The sequence below is a fragment of the Buttiauxella sp. AC038 genome (genome assembly GCF_979253565.1).
On record NZ_CEEDCQ010000001.1, the window covers coordinates 2,497,760 to 2,517,301 of the forward strand.

The window sequence follows — 19,542 nt, forward strand, 5'->3', positions numbered from 1 at the left end:
ATGGATTCTGCTATGAATTCCGTATTGAACAGCGCAGTTAAAAAGAACCGTGCACGTCTGATTCCCTTCATGCTCGCGCTCTATATTCTGGCATTTCTTGATCGCTCCAATATCGGGTTTGCGAAAGAGACTTATCAGATAGACACCGGGTTAAGTAACGAAGTGTATGCATTGGGGGCGGGGATCTTCTTTGTGGTGTATGCCTTCCTTGGCGTACCCGCCAATTTGCTATTGCGTAAATGGGGCGCCCGGCGCTGGATTGGCGGCACAACCTTGTTATGGGGAGCGCTGTCGGCGGCGATGGGTTACGCCGATACCGAAGCGAAGTTTCTGATTGTTCGTACGTTACTGGGTGCGGCTGAAGCCGGCTTCTTTCCAGGCATGATTTATCTCACCTCCCAGTGGTTCCCGCAGCAAAATCGCGCCGCCATTATGGGGCTGTTTTATATGGGGGCGCCGCTGGCGTTAACGCTCGGTTCGCCGCTTTCCGGTGCGTTACTGGAAATGCATGGGTTTATGGGCAGCCCAGGTTGGTTCTGGATGTTCGTAATTGAGGGGTTGCTGGCCGTGGGCGCGGGTGTCTTCACCTTTTACTATCTCGACGATACCCCACAGAAAGCCCGTTTTCTGTCGGAAGAAGAGAAGCGGGTATTGCTGGCGCAACTGGCCCTTGAAGACGAGAAAAAAACAACATCTTGTTTTGTCGATGCCATCAGCAATAGCCGTGTCTGGCAGCTCGCCATCATCTACATGACTATCCAGATTGCGGTATACGGACTGATCTTCTTCTTGCCAACGCAAGTGGCGCAATTGATGGGCACCAAAGTGGGTTTTACCGCTTCCCTGGTCACGGCCATTCCCTGGATAGCCGCGCTGTTTGGAACCTGGTATATCCCGCGTTATTCCGACAGAACCGGCGACCGCAAAAATGTGGCGGCGCTGACGCTGCTCGCGGCGGGAATAGGAATTGGGGTTTCCGGTTTAGTCAGTCCTGTCTTCGCTATTGTCGCGTTATGCGTCGCAGCCATTGGTTTTATTGCCGTACAGCCGGTTTTCTGGACGATGCCGACACAACTTCTTTCAGGAACAGCGCTGGCCGCAGGGATTGGTTTTGTGAATCTGTTTGGTGCGGTTGGCGGATTCCTCGCTCCGCTGATTCGCGTCAAAGCTGAAACTTTTTTTGCCAGCAATGCCGCTGGACTATTAGCGCTGGCGGGCATCGCCATTATTGGCTCATTGATTATCTTCACGCTGCGCGTGGCAAAACAGGCACCCCTTGCCACAATTAACGAAAAGGAATCGATATGAATTCAATTTTAACTAACCCTTTCAAGCAGGGCATCCTCAATAACGAGCTGCAGATTGGGCTGTGGCTGAGCAGTACTTCCTCATATTTAGCTGAAATTGCGGCGACTTCCGGTTATGACTGGCTGCTTATTGATGGTGAGCATGCACCGAATACCGTGCAGGATCTTTATCATCAGTTGCAGGCGATTGCCGCTTACCGCAGCCAACCAGTTATCAGGCCGGTTGAAGGGCAAAGAAGCATCATCAAGCAAATGCTGGATATTGGTGCGCGCACGCTGCTTATTCCGATGGTGGATACCCCGGAACAAGCCAGGGAAATTGTCAGCTCGACACGTTATCCGCCGCTCGGCACTCGAGGCGTTGGCGCAAGCGTTGCACGTGCGGCACGCTGGGGGCGGGTCGATAATTATATGGCGCAGGCGAATGATGAACTGTGCGTGTTAATTCAGGCTGAAAGCAAAACCGCGCTGGATAACCTTGACGCTTTACTGGATGTCGAAGGTATCGACGGTATTTTTATCGGCCCGGCAGATTTGTCTGCCTCACTGGGCTATCCAGACAACGCCAACCATCCGGAAGTGCAACGCATCATTGAGCAGAGCATTCGGCGTATTCGTCAGGCGGGTAAGGCCGCCGGATTCCTGGCCGTTAACCCGGAAATGGCATTCAAGTGCATTGAGTGGGGAGCGAATTTTGTCGCGGTCGGCGTTGATACCATGCTGTACACCCAGGCGCTCGATTCACGCCTGGCGTTGTTCCGCAATACCCCCGTGAAAACCAGCAATAAAAACAGTTATTAATATTCCTTAATTGTAGGCCGGATGGCGCTGAGCTTATCCGACCTACAACTCTGCTTCATCTAATCGCATCATACGATCCAGGCGCTGGTGGTAACATTGCAACGTCGCTTCCACATCTTCTGCGGGCATAAATGAATCACGATATACGGACTCAACAACCCGGCTCTCTTTTTGCAAATCGTTAAGCAGTTTCACAATCAGCTTCTCGGTTAAGCCCATGCCTAACCCAAGCTCCCGGAAATCCATTCCCAGATATTCTCCATATGCCGTTTTAAAACCTGGGGCCAACTCTCGGTCGCCTTCTTCACAGATAAGCAGGGGCAGCGCCATAAATCCGGAACTAAAAATAGCCGGATAGGGTGCAACAGAGACAAAGTCATAAACTGGGGATAGCGTGGGTACGCCGACCCTCGGGTGCATCAACCCGAAATTGCGCAGATGCATATCGTTATTACCCAGCAAATACGCATAGGCGATACGGCGGAACAAGTCGATTTTAAAGGCGAGGTTGCTGTTTACATGCTGGGTCAGGAACGCAGCCAGTTGCTGATAACTAACATATTGTTTTCCGTCACTGCCGATTTTGCCGTACTTTTCACCGACATTCATCGCCGCATCAAGTTGTTCCTGGTGAATAGCCACCCCGGTTATCATATCCCGGTCAAAGCGGCGGATAACAAAGGCCAACTCACGCTCGGTATCATTTCCTTCGGGCGCAAAACTCACTAATCCATGCGGCGGTACGTCAAACCCCAGTCGCGCCATGAGTGTCATTGTGGCGTGTTCGTTTTCCGCCAGATGAGGGAATTCGGCTGGAGAGGGTTTGAGTATGTATTCACCCTGATGTTCTACCACTGCAAACTCGCCATCGCGAACCACCATTTGCAGTTTCGGCTGATATCCGGAAATACTCATTCCGCGCTGGGCTTTTGGCAATTCGTGAATAAATTCACTGCGCGTAAAACTCAGCTGCGGGTTGACCTTACCGGAGCTGGTCAGATGCTTGAGGCCTTTGTTCGAATAACCTGACTCGCGCTCTTTGGTCTGCACCAGCGGAGTCAAAAGAATGTGGCAGCGCATTGTTAATCCTCCTGGATATTGACCAGCTGTACTGCGCCAATCAGGTTTTTGCCGTTATCAATCAGCATACCGAGTAGATCCTGCTCATCGCGTTGTTGTAGTTGGCTGTAACGCATTTTCAACCAACCTTCAGGTGCTAATGATGCGAAAAAGGGCGGTAGTGTTCGGCTGTGAAAATGGCCGACACGCACCGGTAAACTTAAGGAGAGCGGCGGCCCGATATAGTCGGCATGGTAGCTAAACGCAAAACCGTCATCGTCCTGGCGCAATTCACCCACGGGCTCACCGTATAACCACACTTCTACACGGCGGCGCACAGTTTTACTCCTAATGCGTCAGCAACTCGCAATACGGTACCAAATTTGACCTGATCGGGATCTTTAAACAGGCGTTTCAACGTTGATGCCGACACACCCGTTTGCAGTTCAAGGGTTGCCAAATCTATCTCTAATTCTTTGCGCCGTTGGTTGAGTTGTTGCCCCAACTGCTCAGACTCAGTAATGATCTGCTCGGTTAGCGCCAGGTCCGACTCTTGTGCTTGCAACGCCACCGCTTTTTTAACGTCACTCAATAATTCGCTCATGGTATGCAGTTTGGCTTCGAGCGTTGCATTGTCATAGTTCATATATGACCCTTAGATTGATATTTTTACAATAAATAGGTTTTTTATGAGCCATTTTTCATCAAAAGTGTCATAAATGGTCTTTTTACTAAATCAATTATAAAAATGGGTCATTTATGGACTAATGTCAATCAGAGGTGTCATAAAAGGTCTTTTTATGATTAAAAATACAGGCAGAGACCAAATATGAGCTATTCAAATGCAGAGAAGGGGCTTATCCAGTTTTTGGCTAACTAAATGTAAATTAATTGTTTCACTCGTGTTGGTGAAAACCTTATTAATTAAGGCATGTTAAACAATACGAGTTTGTCGCATGTCTTATCGAATCAGCCTGCTGGATAAAAGTCCGGTCGCAAAGGATGGCACTCCTGGCGACGCTCTGAAGCACACATTACATCTGGCTCAACAAGCCGAAGACTGGGGTTATCACCGTTTCTGGATTGCCGAGCACCACAACACTTCCCGTCTGGCAAGTCCGTCTCCTGAGTTGCTTATTGCCTGGATTGTTGGGCAAACCAGCCGCATTCGTGTTGGCTCCGGCGGGGTGATGTTGCAACATTACAGCCCTTATAAAGTGGCGGAAAACTTCAATTTATTAGCAAGCCTTGCTCCGGGCCGTGTGGATCTCGGCGTGGGTAAAGCGCCGGGTGGGCTGCCGCTTTCCACACAAGCATTGCAACGTGCCGGGCAAGATAAAGAGTCGTTCGCGGAAAAACTCACTCAGCTTGATAACTGGCTCTCACTACCAGCAGCGCAGGATGACGAGGACACCTTACGCGCAACACCGGTTCCTGCACAAAGCGCTGAGCGCTTCTTGCTGGGTGCAAGCCTTGAGAGCGCAGAGCTTGCCGCAAATCTTAACTGGAATTTCGTCTACGCCGCCCATCTGAATGGCGATAAAACCCTAATGCGCGATGTTCTTAACGCCTGGCGCAGCAAAAGCCAGCGCGACACGCAAGTGGCGGTGCAGGTGATTGTGGCCGCTGATGCGGATACCGCCGATGAACTGGCAAGCCTGGTTGAAATCTGGAGCGTTGAGCTTGAAAACAACCAACGTGTTAGTGTCGCCAGTGAAGCGCAGGCTCACGCATTTGCTCGCCAGGCAGGCAGCGCCATCAAAAAAATCGAACGCCGAGAACCTTCGCTGCTTAAAGGCACCGCCGAGGTCGTTCAAGCCGGGCTTGCGGCATTAAGCCAGCAGTTTGGCATCGACGAATTTATTATTGATACCCCAATTGCCGACCCGGTTGCACGTTTGCAGTCGCTGCGTTTGTTGGCAGGTAAAACGACCGAGAAACCCGAGTCTGATTTTGCCACCTCCTTTACTGCACAGCATGAAGCCTGGTAAGGGGATGACAATGACATTCGCCCCACAGACATTCGAACAACAGCTTATCGACTGGCGACGTGAGCTCCACCAGAACCCTGAACTGTCCGGTCAGGAAGTGGCGACTACCGCTCGCATACGTCACTGGCTGGAGTCTGCAGGGCTGCGTCTGTTGCCGTACACACTGGCCACTGGTGTGGTGGCTGAAGTAGGGCACGGCGATAAGGTGATTGCGCTGCGTGCTGATATTGATGCACTGCCTATTCATGAAACCAGCGGTGTCTCTTTTAGCTCACAACACGACGGCGTGATGCATGCCTGCGGGCATGATGTTCACAGCAGCGTGATCCTCGGCGCAGCTTTGTTACTTAAGGAGCGTGAAGACCATTTGGCGGGTCGCGTGCGCTTGCTGTTTCAACCGGCGGAAGAAAATTTTACCGGCGCAAAGGCACTGATTAAGGCAGGGGCTCTGGAAAATGTCTCAGCTATTTTTGGGATGCATAACGAACCCGGTTTACCGGTTGGCACCTTTGCCACCAGAGGCGGCGCATTTTATGCCAATGTTGATCGTTTTGTTTTGCGGGTGAAAGGGAAAGGCGCGCATGCCGCTCGCCCACATGAAGGCCGCGACCCAATTGTGTTGGCAAGTCAGCTGGTTATCGCGCTGCAAACTATCGCCAGCCGCGATATCGATACGCTGGATTCAGTGGTGGTGAGTGTGACACGCATACAAGGGGGGAATACCTGGAATGTGCTGCCTGAAAACGTTGAGCTTGAAGGAACGGTGCGCACTCATCGTGGCGATATTCAAAAACAGGTCGAGAAACGTATCCGCGAAATTGCTTCCGGCTTAGCCAGTGCATTTGGCGCACAAATTGAAGTGGAATGGTTTAACGGGCCGGTGACGTTAATCAACGATGAGAAATGGGCTGCGTTTTCTATGCAGGTCGCGGAAAATGTGGGTTACAAGACACAAACCTCCGAACTGCATATGGGGGGCGAAGACTTTGCTGTTTATCTGCAAACCATTCCCGGTGCGTTTGTCAGTATTGGGAGCGCCAGCCCTTATGGTTTACATCATTCGGCGTTTAATCCGGATGAGGCATTAATTGAGAATGCGGCGCGATATTTCGCGACACTTGCCGAACAGGCATTACTAAAAAATTAACTATTGCTCATTTGCAGGGGTATCACTCCCCGGGATGCGTGCGGCCAAAATAAAGGGGTACATATGTCAAATAATCGACAACTGCGTCTTGGAACAATCTTACATGGCGCATCAGGAAATATGTCGGCATGGCGTCACCCGGCAGCTATTGCTGATGCCAGCATTAGTTTTGAATTTGTGAAAGAGACGGCGTTAAAAGCAGAAGCGGGCAAGCTGGATTTTTTATTTGTCGCAGACGGTTTATATATTAACGAAAAATCGATCCCTCACTTCCTGAATAGATTTGAGCCATTAACGGTGCTGTCAGCATTAGCCAGCGTCACTAAGAATCTAGGATTGGTTGGCACACTTTCTACCTCCTATAGCGAACCCTTTACCGTCGCTCGCCAGTTTGCAAGCCTTGACCATTTGAGTAAAGGACGTGCGGGCTGGAACGTGGTGACATCGCCACTGGAAGGCTCGGCGAAGAACTTCTCCCGGGAAAAACATCCGGAACATGCGCTGCGTTACCGCATTGCTGATGAATATCTGGATGTGGTGAAAGGGCTGTGGGACTCCTGGGAAGAAGATGCATTTATCCGTGATAAAGCCAGTGGGCAATTCTTTGACCCCAATAAATTACATACGCTGGATCATCGCGGAGATTTCTTCCAGGTAGCAGGGCCATTAAATATTTCCCGCACACCGCAAGGGCGTCCGATTGTATTCCAGGCTGGCGCATCGGACGACGGCAAGAAATTAGCTGCCCGCCATGCAGATGCTATTTTCACCCATCATGAATTCCTTGAAGAAGCGCAACATTTCTATCGGGATGTTAAACAACAGCTGGAAACTCATGGCCGCCGTCATGAAGACCTGCACATATTCCAGGGTGTGAGCGTGATTGTTGGCAAAGATGCTGACGATGTGGAGAACCAATATCAAACTACCGCCGCACTGGTCTCAATTAACGATGCTCTGAATTACCTCGGCCGCTACTTTGAGCACCACGATTTTAGCCAGTATCCACTTGATGAACCGTTCCCTGATATCGGTGACCTGGGGCAGAACAGCTTCCGCAGCACTACAGATGAAATCAAACGTAATGCTCACGCTCGCAATCTGACGCTGCGCCAGGTGGCGCTTGAAGCCGCATCACCGCGCCCGCGCTTTTACGGAACGGCACAGCAAGTGGCAGATGGGTTGCAGCAATGGTTTGAAGGCTATGCTGCTGACGGTTTCATTATTCAGGGCGGTACACCAGATACCTTCCCACGCTTTGTCGATGAAGTGGTCCCGGTACTACAATCCCGTGGTTTGTTCCGCAAGGAGTATCCCGGTACTACGCTGCGCGAAAGTTTGGGCCTGGCAGAACCCGTAAATCAGTTTTCGTAACATCACAATAAAAAAGAGAACCTGCTATGCAAAAAATATCGCTAATCCTTGCTATCGCTCTGGCACTTTCTTCGGCACAAACTTTGGCGCAAGAGGTCACCATTAATGGCACTGGCGTCAGCCTCGAAGCCAATAAAACGCCGATTAACACGGCCGTGAATCCATCGGCTGTGGCACAGCTGCCAAAAGATCATCATTTTGCGGTTCCCGGTAAATTCACCGTGGCAGTTGCAGCGCTTAACTCACCACCACTGACAGTGTTTGCTGAAGACAACAAAACGTTGCTCGGCAGCGAAGTCGATATTGCACGTCTGGTGGCTGACAGCTTAGGACTTGAGCTCAACGTCGTACCCACTTCCTGGGAGGACTGGCCATTGGGTGTGGCATCAGGGAAATACGATGCGGCAATCAGCAATATTACCGTGACCAAAGAGCGCAAACAGAAATTCGACTTCGCCACCTACCGTAAAGACTCGCTCGGGTTCTACGTGAAAGCCAACAGCCCAATCAAGAAGATTGAGAAAGCAGAGGATATTGCCGGGCTTCGCATTATCGTCGGCTCGGGAACCAACCAGGAATCTATCTTGCTGGCGTGGAATGAAGAGAACCTGAAGAAAGGGCTTAAACCTTTCACCCCGGTTTATACCAAAGACGATGCGGCACAAACGCTGGCATTGCAGTCCGGTCGCGCCGATGCGTTCTTTGGCCCCAATGTAACGGGAGCCTGGAAAGCCGCACTCACGCAGAAAACCCAATTAGTTGGTGTGGTTGATGGCGGCTGGCCGAAAGCTGCACATATCGCCGTAACGTTGAAGAAAGGCAGTGGACTCGTGGAACCGGTACAAACCGCGCTTAATGGCGTCATCAAAAATGGTGATTATCACAAAGTACTGAACCGCTGGGGAGAAGGTGTAGAGCAAATCCCTTCATCTGAAGTTAACCCCGCCGGTCTTGGCGATTAAGGAGCAAAATATGCGTGAACAATTTCGTGATGTTTCACCCGAGGCGCCAGAACTGCAGCCGATTATTGCTGGGCTATTTGGCGAATATGAAGCGCGCTATGGGGACTATTTTTCCCGTGATGCGGAAGTCGAACTGACCGAATGGTATCTGGCGCCTCAGGGGTTATTCATTGTTCTGGAGCGTGACGGCGAGATTATTGCCACCGGCGCGTATAAGCCTTTCGACGAACAGACAGCCGAAGTTAAACGTATCTGGACGCATCCTGCACTACGCCAACAAGGGCTTGCTCAACGAGTGATGCGTGAACTGGAAAGTCGGGCGCAGGTTGCCGGTTATCGCCATATCTATCTGACTACCGGTTTTCGCCAGCCAGAAGCGGTGAAGCTTTATCTGAGTCTTGGCTACCAACCGCAGTTTGATATTCACCGTAACCGGGAAGAATACAGTGTGGCTCCGTTCGACGGCCGCTTACGTTTTACCAAAGAGTTGGCTCGTCTGAGCAAAACGGCCTGAGGAATACTTATGCATACCCCATCAACGATTAAAGTGGTTCCTGCGCGCTATCCACTCAGAACACTCGGTGCAATTATCGCTCTGTTTGTGCTGGCTGTGGTTATTCAGTCGGTTGCATTTAACCCCCGCTGGGAGTGGAGCGTATTTGCCCGCTGGTTCTTCGACCCGGTAATTCTTGAAGGACTGGCGCAAACTTTACTGCTGACGCTAATAGGGACTGTGCTGAGTGTAGTGATTGGCGGAATGTTGGCGCTGGCACGGCTTTCATCTTCGTGGCTGCTAAATAGTCTTGCGTGGAGTTATATCTGGCTGTTTCGTTCACTGCCACTGATCGTGGTGCTGATTATTCTCTATAACTTCTCTTATCTGTACGACACGCTCTCGATTGGTATTCCGTTTACCCAAATTCAGTGGGGAAGTTACCAAACGATAAACGTGCTAGGGCAGTTTTCTACCGCCGTGGTTGGGCTGACGTTAGTGCAAAGTGCCTATACAGCCGAGATTATTCGCGGTGGTTTCCTTGGCGTGGATCACGGCCAATATGAAGCGGCAGCGGCATTAGGGTTACCCGCATGGCGACGTACGCTGCGTATTATTCTACCGCAGGCGCTGCGCACCATCTTGCCTTCAGGTTTTAATGAAATTATCAGTCTCGCTAAAGGCACGGCGATGGTTTACGTGCTGGCGATGCCTGAGCTGTTCTACACCATTCAGATGATCTACAACCGCACCCAGGAGGTGATCCCACTGCTAATGGTGGGGGCGGTCTGGTATCTGGTTATCACCAGCGTACTGTCGCTGATTCAACATCTGGTCGAACGTTGGCTGGCACGTAGTGAGCGCCGCTCGGCGATTAATCAACAAACTCCCGCTCGTAATCCGTCACATCAACCGGTGCTGCAGACTCAGGAGACCGCCCATGTACCAATCCCATAACCAGACTGGCCAAATTTCGATTACCGGTGTGAGTAAATATTTTGGCCGCCATAAAGCGCTGGATAACGTCTCACTGGAACTGGAGCCTGGTTCAGTCACGGTGATACTTGGACCGTCAGGTTCCGGTAAATCTACCTTGTTGCGTGCGATTAACCATCTTGAACGTGTAGATGAGGGTTTCATCCAGATAGATGGTGATTACATTGGCTATCGTCAGGCCGGCGACAAGCTGTATGAACTGAAAGAAAAAGAGATCCTGCGTCAGCGCATTAACGTCGGCTATGTGTTTCAAAACTTCAATTTGTTCCCGCATCTCACGGTGCTGGAAAACCTGATTGAAGCGCCGATTGCCCATAAACAGCTGAGCCGAAAAGCGGCGATTGAACAGGCCTATCAACTGCTCGATGTGGTGGGGCTGAGTAATAAAGCGGATGCCTGGTCGCGCCATCTTTCCGGTGGGCAGCAACAACGTATCGCCATTGCCCGTGCGCTGGCACTGCGTCCACGCGTGATGCTGTTTGATGAACCTACGTCCGCACTCGATCCGGAGCTGGTGGGAGAAGTGCTGGATGTGATTAAAAAACTGGCCCGCTCTGGCACAACGCTTGTGGTCGTCACCCATGAGATAGGATTTGCCCGTGAAGTGGCGGATAACGTGGTGTTTATGGTCGACGGAAAAATTGTTGAGCAAGGCAGCAGCGACGAAGTACTTAACCATCCACAACATTCGCGAACGCGTCAGTTTTTATCAAAAGTTCTCTAAGGAGCAGTTATGAAATTTGTCCCACTGGCGCTGTTGATAGTGAGTTCGGCGAGCTTTGCACAGGGAAGTCTCGATCTTAAAGCTAATGAAGTACCGATACATACGGCTAAAGACCCGGTGGCTATCAGTAAAATTCCTCAGGGCTATAAATTTGTTGAGCCGGGTACGCTTACAGTCGCCATTTCAGCACTAAACTCGCCACCGCTTGCCATGCTTGCGAGTGATAACCGCACAAGGATCGGCAGTGATCCTGATATTGCACGTTTGCTGGCCGATAGCTTAGGACTGAAGCTCAAACTGGTGCCAACCGCCTGGGAAGACTGGCCGCTTGGCATTACATCCGGTCGCTACGATGTGGCTCTGGTCAATATAGCGGTAACCGAGCAGCGTAAGACTAAGTTTGATTTTGCGACCTATCGCATAGATTCGCTGGCATTCTCGGTGAAATCAGATAGCCCGATTCAAAAAATTGAAGGGCCTGCAGATGTTAGCGGGTTACGGATTATTTTAGGTTCCGGTACTAATCAGGAAAAAATCCTGTTGGGCTGGAATGAGCAAAATGAACAAGAAGGGCGCAAACCGGCTCAACCGATTTATTTAACGGATGATGCTTCCGGTAACCTTTATATTCAGGCCGGACGTGCTGATGCGACCTTCGGCCCGCAGAGTGTGGCGGCCTATAAAGCCGCGTTAACCGGGAAAACGCGTGTTGTTGGGCTTGGGCCTAAAAAAGCCTATGTTGCTACCACTACCAAAAAAGGGAACGAGCTGGTTTATGCATTACAGGCAGCCCTCGACGGTGCAGCGAAACGTGGTGAATACCAGCAAGTTCTCGACAGATGGGGAGAAAAGGGCGAAGAAGTTGCTTCGTCTGAAGTGAATCCTCCAGGGATCACTTACCCATAATTAAAATCTGGCTGATAAAAGCCTGGATATCGTCTAAGGCCTGATCGCGGGCAAGTGGCGCGCTGTCGATAATCAGTTGATCCGAATACCCGTTAAGCAATGCACCAAGCTGACGGGTTACTCGCAAGACATCGGTCTGACGGAAAACGCCGCTTTCAATACCCGCCTCAATAATACTCGCCAACAAAGCATCCCATTTTTCGGTCAACGTTAATGCCAGATCCGCATAAACCTTGTTATGCACCGCGAGGCGCCATAACGATCCGTACAACTCCCACACGGCATCAGCGCGGTCGGGTAAATAATCTTCCACAAAAATATTCAAACCCTGTTCGGGCGGCAAGGCGCGCGTTTTTTGGCTAAAAGCTGCCAACTCGGCGTACATAAAGCGCGAAAACGCTTCAATGCATAACGTCTGCCAGTCTGGGAAGTAGTGGTAAATGTGGCTACGGGCTATCCCAACCTGTTCTGTTAGTTCGCGAGTGGTGACCTTTTCCACTCCTTTTTCAGTAAACAGGGCGATCGCTGCATCAAGAATATTCTCTTTCAGAACAGACGCTTTCTCTTTCATCACGGCACCTTCGTTGACTTTGAGCAAGTGCTCAAATAGACTTCCTTCACTCTTGAGCAACCGCTCAAGAATAACAATTTAAGAATATAAAGTCATGCATACGACCCAAACCGCGGAGCTTAAACCATCACGCGGCGCAATGAATACATTAAAAAAACTCGCAAAACTCCATAGTAAAAAATTAGTGATTACGCTGATGCTGGTGGTCGCTGAAAACATCATCTATTTGCTCTATCCATTAATGGCCGGATTTGCCATCAACGCCATCATTAAAGGGCAACCGCTACATGCATTGCTGTATGCGCTGGTGGTCTTTGTGATGTGGGCGATAGGCGCTGCACGCCGCAGCATGGATACCCGGACATTTGCCAGAATCTATGCCGGTCTTGCCGTGCCGGTGATCCTTGCGCAGCGTGAGGACGACCATAGTCATTCGACCATTGCCGCCCGCGTGACGTTGTCACGTGAATTTGTCAATTTCTTCGAAACACACCTGCCGCTACTGATTACCTCTGTCGCTTCGATTATCGGCGCAGTGATTATGTTGCTGACTATTGAGTTCTGGGCGGGTGTCGCTTGTTTTGGCGTGTTGATTTTCTTCGCCATGTTCCTGCCGAGCTATACGCGTAAAAACGAAATGTTGTATGAGAAGCTCAACGACAGGCTGGAAAAAGAGGTGGGTTTTGTCGGCACAGCCAGTGAAAACACACTGAATAAGCATTACAACTTTTTGGCGCGTGTGCGTATTCGTTTGTCCGACCGGGAGGCATACGGCTATTTATCTATTGGTATTGCCGCAGCGTTCCTGTTCGCGATGACCATTTGGCTTATGACCGTGAAAGGTGTCGGGAACGCCGGGCATATTTACTCTGTCATGACCTACATGTGGATGTTTGCCATGAGCCTTGATGACGGCCCATCTCTGCTTGAGAAGTACTCGCAGCTTAAAGAGATAGGCAAACGCGTCAACACAGGTCTTGTCTAATTAACCCACTTCCGGCAACGCGCCGGACGCAATCATCGCCTGAATCACAATCACGGCGATACCGCAGGCAAACACCAGAATCAACAGCGGTTTGCCGCCAGCAACACGGTAGCCAGGCTCTTTTTGGGTCTGGCGACTTTTCCAGACCAAAAGTGACGGGATGATTAGCGCCAGTATTGCCAGCGCAACACCGGCATAACCCAGCGCCATCACAAACCCTTGTGGGTAAAACAGGGCGAAAACCAACGGCGGTACAAACGTCATCAACCCTGTTTGCGCACGGCCCGATGCATTACGTTTACGGTTGAACAGGTCGCTCAGGTAATCAAACAACCCTAACGACACTCCCAGGAATGAAGTTGCCAGCGCCAGATCCGCAAACAGATGCACCGCCAATTCGACGTGCGGCGAGGCCACCACTTCACGAACCGCCTGCAACAAACCATTCAGACCCGAATTATTGGCTAACAGCCCGCTAAACACACCCGAATCAATCGCACCCAGCGTAGCAACTTGCCAGAAGATATAAGCCACTAACGGGATTGCGCTGCCGATGATAAACACCCAACGCAGTTTGCGCAGGTTGCCATCAAGGTAACTGACAATACTCGGCACGCTGCCGTGGAAGCCAAACGAAGTGAAGATCACCGGAATGGCTGAAAGCGCGATGCCTTTCTCCAGCGGCAACGTCAGTAAATTAGTGTGATGGATGTGCGGCATCATCAGCCCCAGCATCACCACCAACATAATCACCTTGGCGCTAAACAGCACGCGGTTGAACATATCCACCATATGGGTACCGATGCAAACAATGCCACCGGCAACAATCGTGAACAGCAAAACCCCACTTGTAACGGAGATGGAGGACGCAAACCATTGGTTCAAACTTGCGGCCAGCAGTTCACCGGCACCACTGATGTACGCCGCCGTCAGCGCATACATCAGGAACAACATGCTAAAACCGGTAAGCCATTGCCCTGGTTTTCCAAGATAACGGCGGGCAAGGGTGCCAAGCCCGGTGTCGGCGGAAACGTGTTGATAAACTTCGACCAGAAGCAGTGCGGTGTAACACATCAACCCCCACAGGCCGATGAGCAACAGGAAAGTCACCCCAAATCCAACACCTGCTGAAGCCAGCGGCATTGCCAACATTCCTGCGCCAATAGTGGTACCGGCGACGATAAAGATACTGCCAAGAGTGCGATTCTTCACGCTTCCCTCTGAATTTACGCTTGTAATAACGAGATTATGCCGCGCAGGGTAAGGGATTGTTATGACTCCGTCAAATGAGGGTTACATGAGGTGTAATTTTATGTTTACGTTTTTCATGGAAAATTTCATAGCCAGTATTGAGTGCGATCTTATTAATTTTTTAAGCACAAGCCAATTAATGCATTTCTATGATTAATCAGTATCTACACAGTGTATTTGTAATGTATGGCGGGACATGAACCGACAATTTAATCACTACACAGCTGGGAATAATCAAAGCGATTTTTCAGGATCGTAAATTTAGTTTAAGTTCTGTTTTTTGTTGTTCTATCTATCATTTATAGCACTCATGTTATTGATTGCTTGATCTTTTATTTAACTTTGGCGACATTATCCGACTTGGACTTGCATCGAAATCATGGTTAACACAAGCATCAATGAAGTTAAGTTTAAAACCATAATTCCCAACAGATTACATTTCACATGATGCAGTTAAAATCGATAACCTCAGCTGGAGATATGGAAATGCCTAAAGTAATTGCTACCTCGATCATTGCACTGTCATGCTTATTCATCACCGCATGTGATGAACATAAATCTATAGATCAATCAAATATTTGCATTTATAAAACGGATGATGATGCTCAAAAAAATTGCAAGGAAGGTGAACTGTCATATTTCCAGCCAGATGTTTGGGGGAATGCGCAACTACCACTAAATGCAGCATCAGCATATTGTGACTTCAATTACCCACTAATACATACTGAAGCAGGTGTGGTATGCGTCTTCACGAAGAAACGAATAGCGAAACTGCTCGGTAAATCTTGATTAAACAATCATAAATTAAGTGTGCCAATCTGATAATGGAACAGTCAAGAATGAGTTCATATTCAAAAAAAGTTGATGATGCAATCACCTCAGCGACTACACTAAATAACTCCTCTTCAGAACTTAGTCAGCTTTCAAAATTACTTTCTGATAAGGTTTTAAATGAAATATTGCATCAAAATATCATTCATAGAAATAATTCACGTAATGTAGGTCGATCTGAAATAAGTGTTACGTGGATAGATAAAATTCCGTTAGCTAAAATGACGGAAAATACCAGAGATCATTTTAATCAAATCATTAGTGCGAAAGTAGAACTCGCAGATGCTTTATTTGTAGATATAAATAACTCATCAACAACATCATCATGTTCTGCTTTTTTATTTCAGGCCAAGAGGGCAAAGACACTTGAATTACCTGTTGTCCCGGTTTATATGGGGAGAACTATTAATAACAGTAGCTTGAAAGAACTTACTCTATTAAGTCAATGGCCTAGATTTGATCTATTTCCTACATCACGATCGCATCATGCCAGCTTGCATGACATCACTTTGCCGAAAATTTCTACTCCACCTCCATACGGTTGGTTTGGTGTATGCCCACCATCATTAACTAATCACAACTGGAAAGCTCATTGGATGTGCTCGCAGGCAGTATATGGATCTGAATTTCAATTTACCATGGGGGAATTATTGGAATTCTTTTATCTAAAAAATAGCATACAGGTCGGAGAGCATGTTGATCTAATATTAAAGGCCGACGCTTGGAGTCAGCTAATATCTAAGATATTAGCAATTGCTAAGACTTATAGCACACCCACGTCGTATATTAGTGCTCATGGAGAAGAACGAACTAAAATATCGAGATTTATCAATAGAAATAGTTACGTTATGATGGAGAATATAGATCCAAAATTAAAGCACTTTGGCAATCTTTCTGCAGGCAAAAGCAATTCATTAAACCTAGCTGAAAACAATAAAGGTAAATTTCCAGTTATTAAATACGAAAGCTGGTCTTCAAATGACATTGAAGAGCACGATATGATTCAGAGGAGGCCTTAGGCATGGAAATGTTTGACGAATAATAACTCTACGTATATTCGGCTAGATAATTGCGATAGAATCTGTAGTCACTCCTATCGCAATTATCTTTTCTCGCCACTAAAAAAGTTCACGCCTGGCGTCTTTCTTGATGATGTCTCCATGCCGATTAAGCCACTACCTACAATTGTTAAATGGATTTAAGTAAGTGGCGTTCGACAAACGCAGTTACCCGATATCACCTTTGGTTTTATGCTGCGAAAAGACCAGGTACTGACTCCGGCTTACGAATATTTTATCGACTGCATGGGTCAGGAGCTAAAACCTTCTGCTTTGTAGCCATCGAGCAAAGTGCAATTCCCAGCGTGATAAGCAGTGCGCTGACGAGATGAAAACCGTGTAACGGTACATTGAGGAACAGCACGCTAAACACGCCACCGCTAAGCGGAATAAGGTGCGAATAAACTTCACCGCGTGTAGCACCAATCGCCTGAATACCTTTATTCCACAGCAAATATGACAGCCATGACGGGAAGATAACCAGGTAACCCAGCCCTAATAAGAAGCCTGAATTAAAGTAGACTTTCATCTCAGATGCATAGTGGGCCGCCGAATAGAGTGATAACACCGGCAGCAGCACTATTGCTCCAATTGCGGCACTTACCGCAACAAATGCATTCCCACCAACCTGTTTTGGTTTGAGGCGCAAGAACGCGCAGTACAACGCCCAACTGACAGCCGAACCCATGGTCCACACATCACCCCGGTTTAGGTTTTTAAGCGTATCCATATGTAGAAGGTCGCCTTGCATCACCAGATAGATCACGCCCAAAGAGCTAAGCACCACACCATAAATATTGCGCCGTGAAATAGCCTCTTTGAAAATAAACTTATTAATCAGCAACACTAATGCGGGCGTGGTGGATAAATATATCGCCGCATTTAATGATGAGGTGTATTGCAGGCCGATATATAGCGTCACCGGGAATAACACTTGCCCGCATAAAGCGAGGAAAAACACCGTGTATTTTGCCTCGACCATCGCCTGCCATTGCGCCTTTATCTGCCGGAAATAGAGGCTGATGAGCAACAGGGCGGTGAGCATCCAGCGGGCCTCGGACAGCACAATAGGGTCAACCTGCGCGACCAGTTCGTGGCCCACAACGTAGTTTCCACCCCAGAAGCAGGCGGCAAGGCTTAACAGTAAATACGGCATAATTTGAGTTCCAGAAAACGGTTTAATACACTCAGGTATAGATTCAATGCATATAAGCAATTTCATGCAGCTGATAAAGACTGCGTGGATCTAGCGGTGGACACCAGCGAGTTATTGAATCATCGGTTCACTGAGGACTATGGTAGGGTTGCGAGGCAGCCAAATCTAATTCATCTTTTTCATGGAGAGGTATAGTTTAAAACTATGAGGTTTACACTGCGGCAGCTGGAGTTTTTCATCGCGCTTGCGCAAACACAGCAGATTTCCAAAGCGGCATCGCGCTGTAATATCTCGCAGTCGTCTATGACGGTCGCCATGCGCAACCTTGAATCCTCGTTAAACAACCAGCTGTTTTTGCGCCAGCCAAAAGGTATTGAACTCACCGCCGCAGGAGAGCGCTTCCTGCATTACGCTCGTAAGATTATTAATGACAGCCAGCTTGCCATCGACGATTTGCTACACCAACCGCAACTGGAACAAGGCACAGTGAATATTGGCATCGCCAAAACGCTTTCCGCCTATTTGCTTCCGGCGATTATTCTTGAAGTTGAACAGCACTTCCCATTAATGACGATTAATTTCATTGAGGAGAATCCACAGGAATTAACCGAATCATTAAAACGTAAGAATATTGATTTCTCGCTGCTATTAACCTCAAATATTGCTCACGACAACACTCTGGAAACAGAAATCTTTATTCGCTCACCGCGCCGACTTTGGGCCGCACAAGGCCACCCGCTATTGAACCAGTCCGTTATTCATCTGGCAGATATCGAAAACCAGCCATTCTTGCTGCTGGATACTGACGAATATCCTGACGTGATTAAAGAGCACTGGCGCACACGTGGTGGCAGCCCAAATATCTTTTTCACCACCACATCGTTCGAAACGGTGCGCAGTCTGGTCGCAAAAGGAAAGGGCGTGACGATATTGTCGGATCTGGTTTACCGCCCTTGGTCGCTCGAAGGGTTACGCGTGATGCGCCGCAGCATTGCTGACAGCACCACCTACATGGATGTTGGCGCGGTAACGCTTGCTGAATCCTCGTTGAGCGAAACGGCAACGGCAGTGCTGACTTATTTGCGCAGGGTGATAACGCGGTTGGGTGAGGAGGCGTGATAGTGACCAGAAACCAATGCGGATTATTCGAACCAAGAGGATATAAAGCAACATGAAAAATAGGGTGAAATATAATAACAATAAATATGTGGATATATATATCGCATGACAGTTTATTGATCTGCCATTATCAGCGTGGCATCATATTGGCACAAAAGATATATAGGGCTTACGATGAAAGACGTTATTGACGGTTTTTTGAGGTTTCAGAAAGAAGCATTTCCGCAACGTTCCAAACTCTTCAAAAAACTTGCATCAAATCAAAATCCTAAAACACTTTTTATTTCCTGTTCTGACAGCCGACTCGTTCCTGAATTAGTGACACAGCGTGAACCGGGTGAACTGTTTGTCATTCGAAACGCAGGTAATATTGTGCCACCGTTCGGGCCTGAGCCTGGTGGTGTTTCAGCTTCGGTAGAATATGCGGTGATGGCGCTTGGCGTTCGTGACATCGTGGTTTGCGGGCACTCGGACTGTGGGGCAATGACAGCTGTCGCCAACTGCCAGTGTCTTGACCATATGCCAGCCGTTGCCCACTGGTTACGTTATGCAGATGCCGCAAAAGCCATTAACGAAGCTGAAGAGCATAGCTCAACCCAATCCCGCGTGGACGGCATGGTGCATCAAAATGTTATCGCTCAACTGGGGAATTTACGTACTCACCCTTGTGTTGCGTTAGCGCTTGCGAAGGGCAATATCACGCTTCACGGCTGGGTTTATGATATTGAATCGGGATGTATTGAAGCTTTTGATAGCAAATGCGGGAAATTCATCTCGTTATCAGACAATCCTGGTGTAACGGCGTCTTAAT

General features: G+C 48.8%; 19 protein-coding genes and 1 pseudogene. 14 read left to right on the forward strand and 6 right to left on the reverse strand.

The window, feature by feature from the left end; translation table 11 throughout:
* Positions 1-12 precede the first annotated feature (12 nt).
* Both AC0IXI_RS11940 and yfaU read left to right on the forward strand, forming a co-directional pair.
* Positions 13-1,308 carry an MFS transporter gene (locus AC0IXI_RS11940; protein WP_471682449.1) on the forward strand — a complete coding sequence of 432 codons (1,296 nt, stop codon included), beginning with the start codon at positions 13-15 and terminating at the stop codon, positions 1,306-1,308.
* Positions 1,305-2,108: a 2-keto-3-deoxy-L-rhamnonate aldolase gene (gene yfaU, locus AC0IXI_RS11945; RefSeq protein ID WP_471682450.1), complete on the forward strand. Its 804-nt coding sequence runs from the start codon at positions 1,305-1,307 to the stop codon at positions 2,106-2,108. Before AC0IXI_RS11940 ends, yfaU begins: the two co-directional genes overlap by 4 nt.
* A 42-nt stretch (positions 2,109-2,150) precedes the next feature.
* Here the strand turns inward: yfaU and AC0IXI_RS11950 are convergent, their stop codons facing one another.
* Genes AC0IXI_RS11950 through AC0IXI_RS11960 form a run of 3 tightly spaced genes read right to left on the reverse strand, consistent with a single transcriptional unit; the run spans position 2,151 to position 3,813 of the window.
* Positions 2,151-3,188, reverse strand: a complete 1,038-nt coding sequence (locus tag AC0IXI_RS11950; protein ID WP_134182535.1) for a type II toxin-antitoxin system HipA family toxin — start codon at positions 3,186-3,188, stop codon at positions 2,151-2,153.
* Between the two features lie 2 nt (positions 3,189-3,190).
* Positions 3,191-3,505: a HipA N-terminal domain-containing protein gene (locus tag AC0IXI_RS11955; protein ID WP_471682451.1), complete on the reverse strand. Its 315-nt coding sequence runs from the start codon at positions 3,503-3,505 to the stop codon at positions 3,191-3,193.
* Positions 3,490-3,813, reverse strand: coding sequence for a helix-turn-helix domain-containing protein (locus AC0IXI_RS11960; protein ID WP_471682452.1), 324 nt, complete (start codon positions 3,811-3,813; stop codon positions 3,490-3,492). Before AC0IXI_RS11960 ends, AC0IXI_RS11955 begins: the two co-directional genes overlap by 16 nt.
* Positions 3,814-4,123: 310 nt before the next feature.
* Here AC0IXI_RS11960 and AC0IXI_RS11965 point away from each other — a divergent pair, with 310 nt between their 5' ends.
* From AC0IXI_RS11965 to AC0IXI_RS11995, 7 genes and pseudogenes are all read left to right on the forward strand, one after another.
* On the forward strand, positions 4,124-5,158 hold the full coding sequence (locus AC0IXI_RS11965) for an LLM class flavin-dependent oxidoreductase (protein ID WP_471682453.1): 1,035 nt from the start codon (positions 4,124-4,126) through the stop codon (positions 5,156-5,158).
* Between the two features lie 10 nt (positions 5,159-5,168).
* Positions 5,169-6,305 carry an amidohydrolase gene (locus tag AC0IXI_RS11970; RefSeq protein ID WP_471682454.1) on the forward strand — a complete coding sequence of 379 codons (1,137 nt, stop codon included), beginning with the start codon at positions 5,169-5,171 and terminating at the stop codon, positions 6,303-6,305.
* 63 nt (positions 6,306-6,368) lie between these two features.
* Positions 6,369-8,641: pseudogene (locus AC0IXI_RS11975) on the forward strand (NtaA/DmoA family FMN-dependent monooxygenase).
* Between the two features lie 10 nt (positions 8,642-8,651).
* The gene (locus AC0IXI_RS11980; protein WP_134182543.1) at positions 8,652-9,155 is read left to right on the forward strand and encodes a GNAT family N-acetyltransferase; all 504 of its coding nucleotides are present in this window, start codon (positions 8,652-8,654) and stop codon (positions 9,153-9,155) included.
* A 9-nt stretch (positions 9,156-9,164) separates the two neighbouring features.
* On the forward strand, positions 9,165-10,091 hold the full coding sequence (locus tag AC0IXI_RS11985) for an amino acid ABC transporter permease (protein WP_064518975.1): 927 nt from the start codon (positions 9,165-9,167) through the stop codon (positions 10,089-10,091).
* The gene (locus tag AC0IXI_RS11990) at positions 10,075-10,854 is read left to right on the forward strand and encodes an amino acid ABC transporter ATP-binding protein (protein WP_471682455.1); all 780 of its coding nucleotides are present in this window, start codon (positions 10,075-10,077) and stop codon (positions 10,852-10,854) included. Before AC0IXI_RS11985 ends, AC0IXI_RS11990 begins: the two co-directional genes overlap by 17 nt.
* Positions 10,855-10,863: 9 nt before the next feature.
* Entirely contained in the window at positions 10,864-11,760 is an 897-nt protein-coding gene (locus tag AC0IXI_RS11995; protein ID WP_471682456.1) for a transporter substrate-binding domain-containing protein, read from the forward strand.
* Here the strand turns inward: AC0IXI_RS11995 and AC0IXI_RS12000 are convergent.
* Positions 11,747-12,331 carry a TetR/AcrR family transcriptional regulator gene (locus AC0IXI_RS12000; protein WP_471682457.1) on the reverse strand — a complete coding sequence of 195 codons (585 nt, stop codon included), beginning with the start codon at positions 12,329-12,331 and terminating at the stop codon, positions 11,747-11,749. The two genes, AC0IXI_RS11995 and AC0IXI_RS12000, sit on opposite strands and share 14 nt — an antisense overlap.
* A 94-nt stretch (positions 12,332-12,425) precedes the next feature.
* On the opposite strand from AC0IXI_RS12000, the gene AC0IXI_RS12005 reads away from it, so the two are divergent.
* Positions 12,426-13,316, forward strand: a complete 891-nt coding sequence (locus tag AC0IXI_RS12005) for an ABC transporter six-transmembrane domain-containing protein (protein ID WP_064518969.1) — start codon at positions 12,426-12,428, stop codon at positions 13,314-13,316.
* Here the strand turns inward: AC0IXI_RS12005 and tyrP are convergent, their stop codons facing one another.
* A complete protein-coding gene (gene tyrP, locus AC0IXI_RS12010; protein WP_471682458.1) occupies positions 13,317-14,528 on the reverse strand; it encodes a tyrosine transporter TyrP in 1,212 nt (403 codons plus the stop codon).
* A gap of 525 nt (positions 14,529-15,053) precedes the next feature.
* On the opposite strand from tyrP, the gene AC0IXI_RS12015 reads away from it, so the two are divergent.
* Together AC0IXI_RS12015 and AC0IXI_RS12020 are read left to right on the forward strand one after the other, a co-directional pair.
* Complete coding sequence (locus AC0IXI_RS12015) at positions 15,054-15,356, forward strand: hypothetical protein (protein ID WP_424222869.1); 303 nt, start codon at positions 15,054-15,056, stop codon at positions 15,354-15,356.
* 50 nt (positions 15,357-15,406) lie between these two features.
* Positions 15,407-16,417, forward strand: a complete 1,011-nt coding sequence (locus tag AC0IXI_RS12020) for a hypothetical protein (protein ID WP_471682459.1) — start codon at positions 15,407-15,409, stop codon at positions 16,415-16,417.
* 274 nt (positions 16,418-16,691) lie between these two features.
* Here the strand turns inward: AC0IXI_RS12020 and AC0IXI_RS12025 are convergent, their stop codons facing one another.
* Positions 16,692-17,612, reverse strand: a complete 921-nt coding sequence (locus AC0IXI_RS12025) for a DMT family transporter (RefSeq protein WP_064518963.1) — start codon at positions 17,610-17,612, stop codon at positions 16,692-16,694.
* A 204-nt stretch (positions 17,613-17,816) separates the two neighbouring features.
* Between AC0IXI_RS12025 and AC0IXI_RS12030 the strand changes: the two genes are divergently transcribed.
* Complete coding sequence (locus tag AC0IXI_RS12030) at positions 17,817-18,731, forward strand: LysR substrate-binding domain-containing protein (RefSeq protein WP_410370275.1); 915 nt, start codon at positions 17,817-17,819, stop codon at positions 18,729-18,731.
* 174 nt (positions 18,732-18,905) lie between these two features.
* On the forward strand, positions 18,906-19,541 hold the full coding sequence (locus AC0IXI_RS12035) for a carbonic anhydrase (protein WP_064518959.1): 636 nt from the start codon (positions 18,906-18,908) through the stop codon (positions 19,539-19,541).
* Position 19,542: the final 1 nt, after the last annotated feature.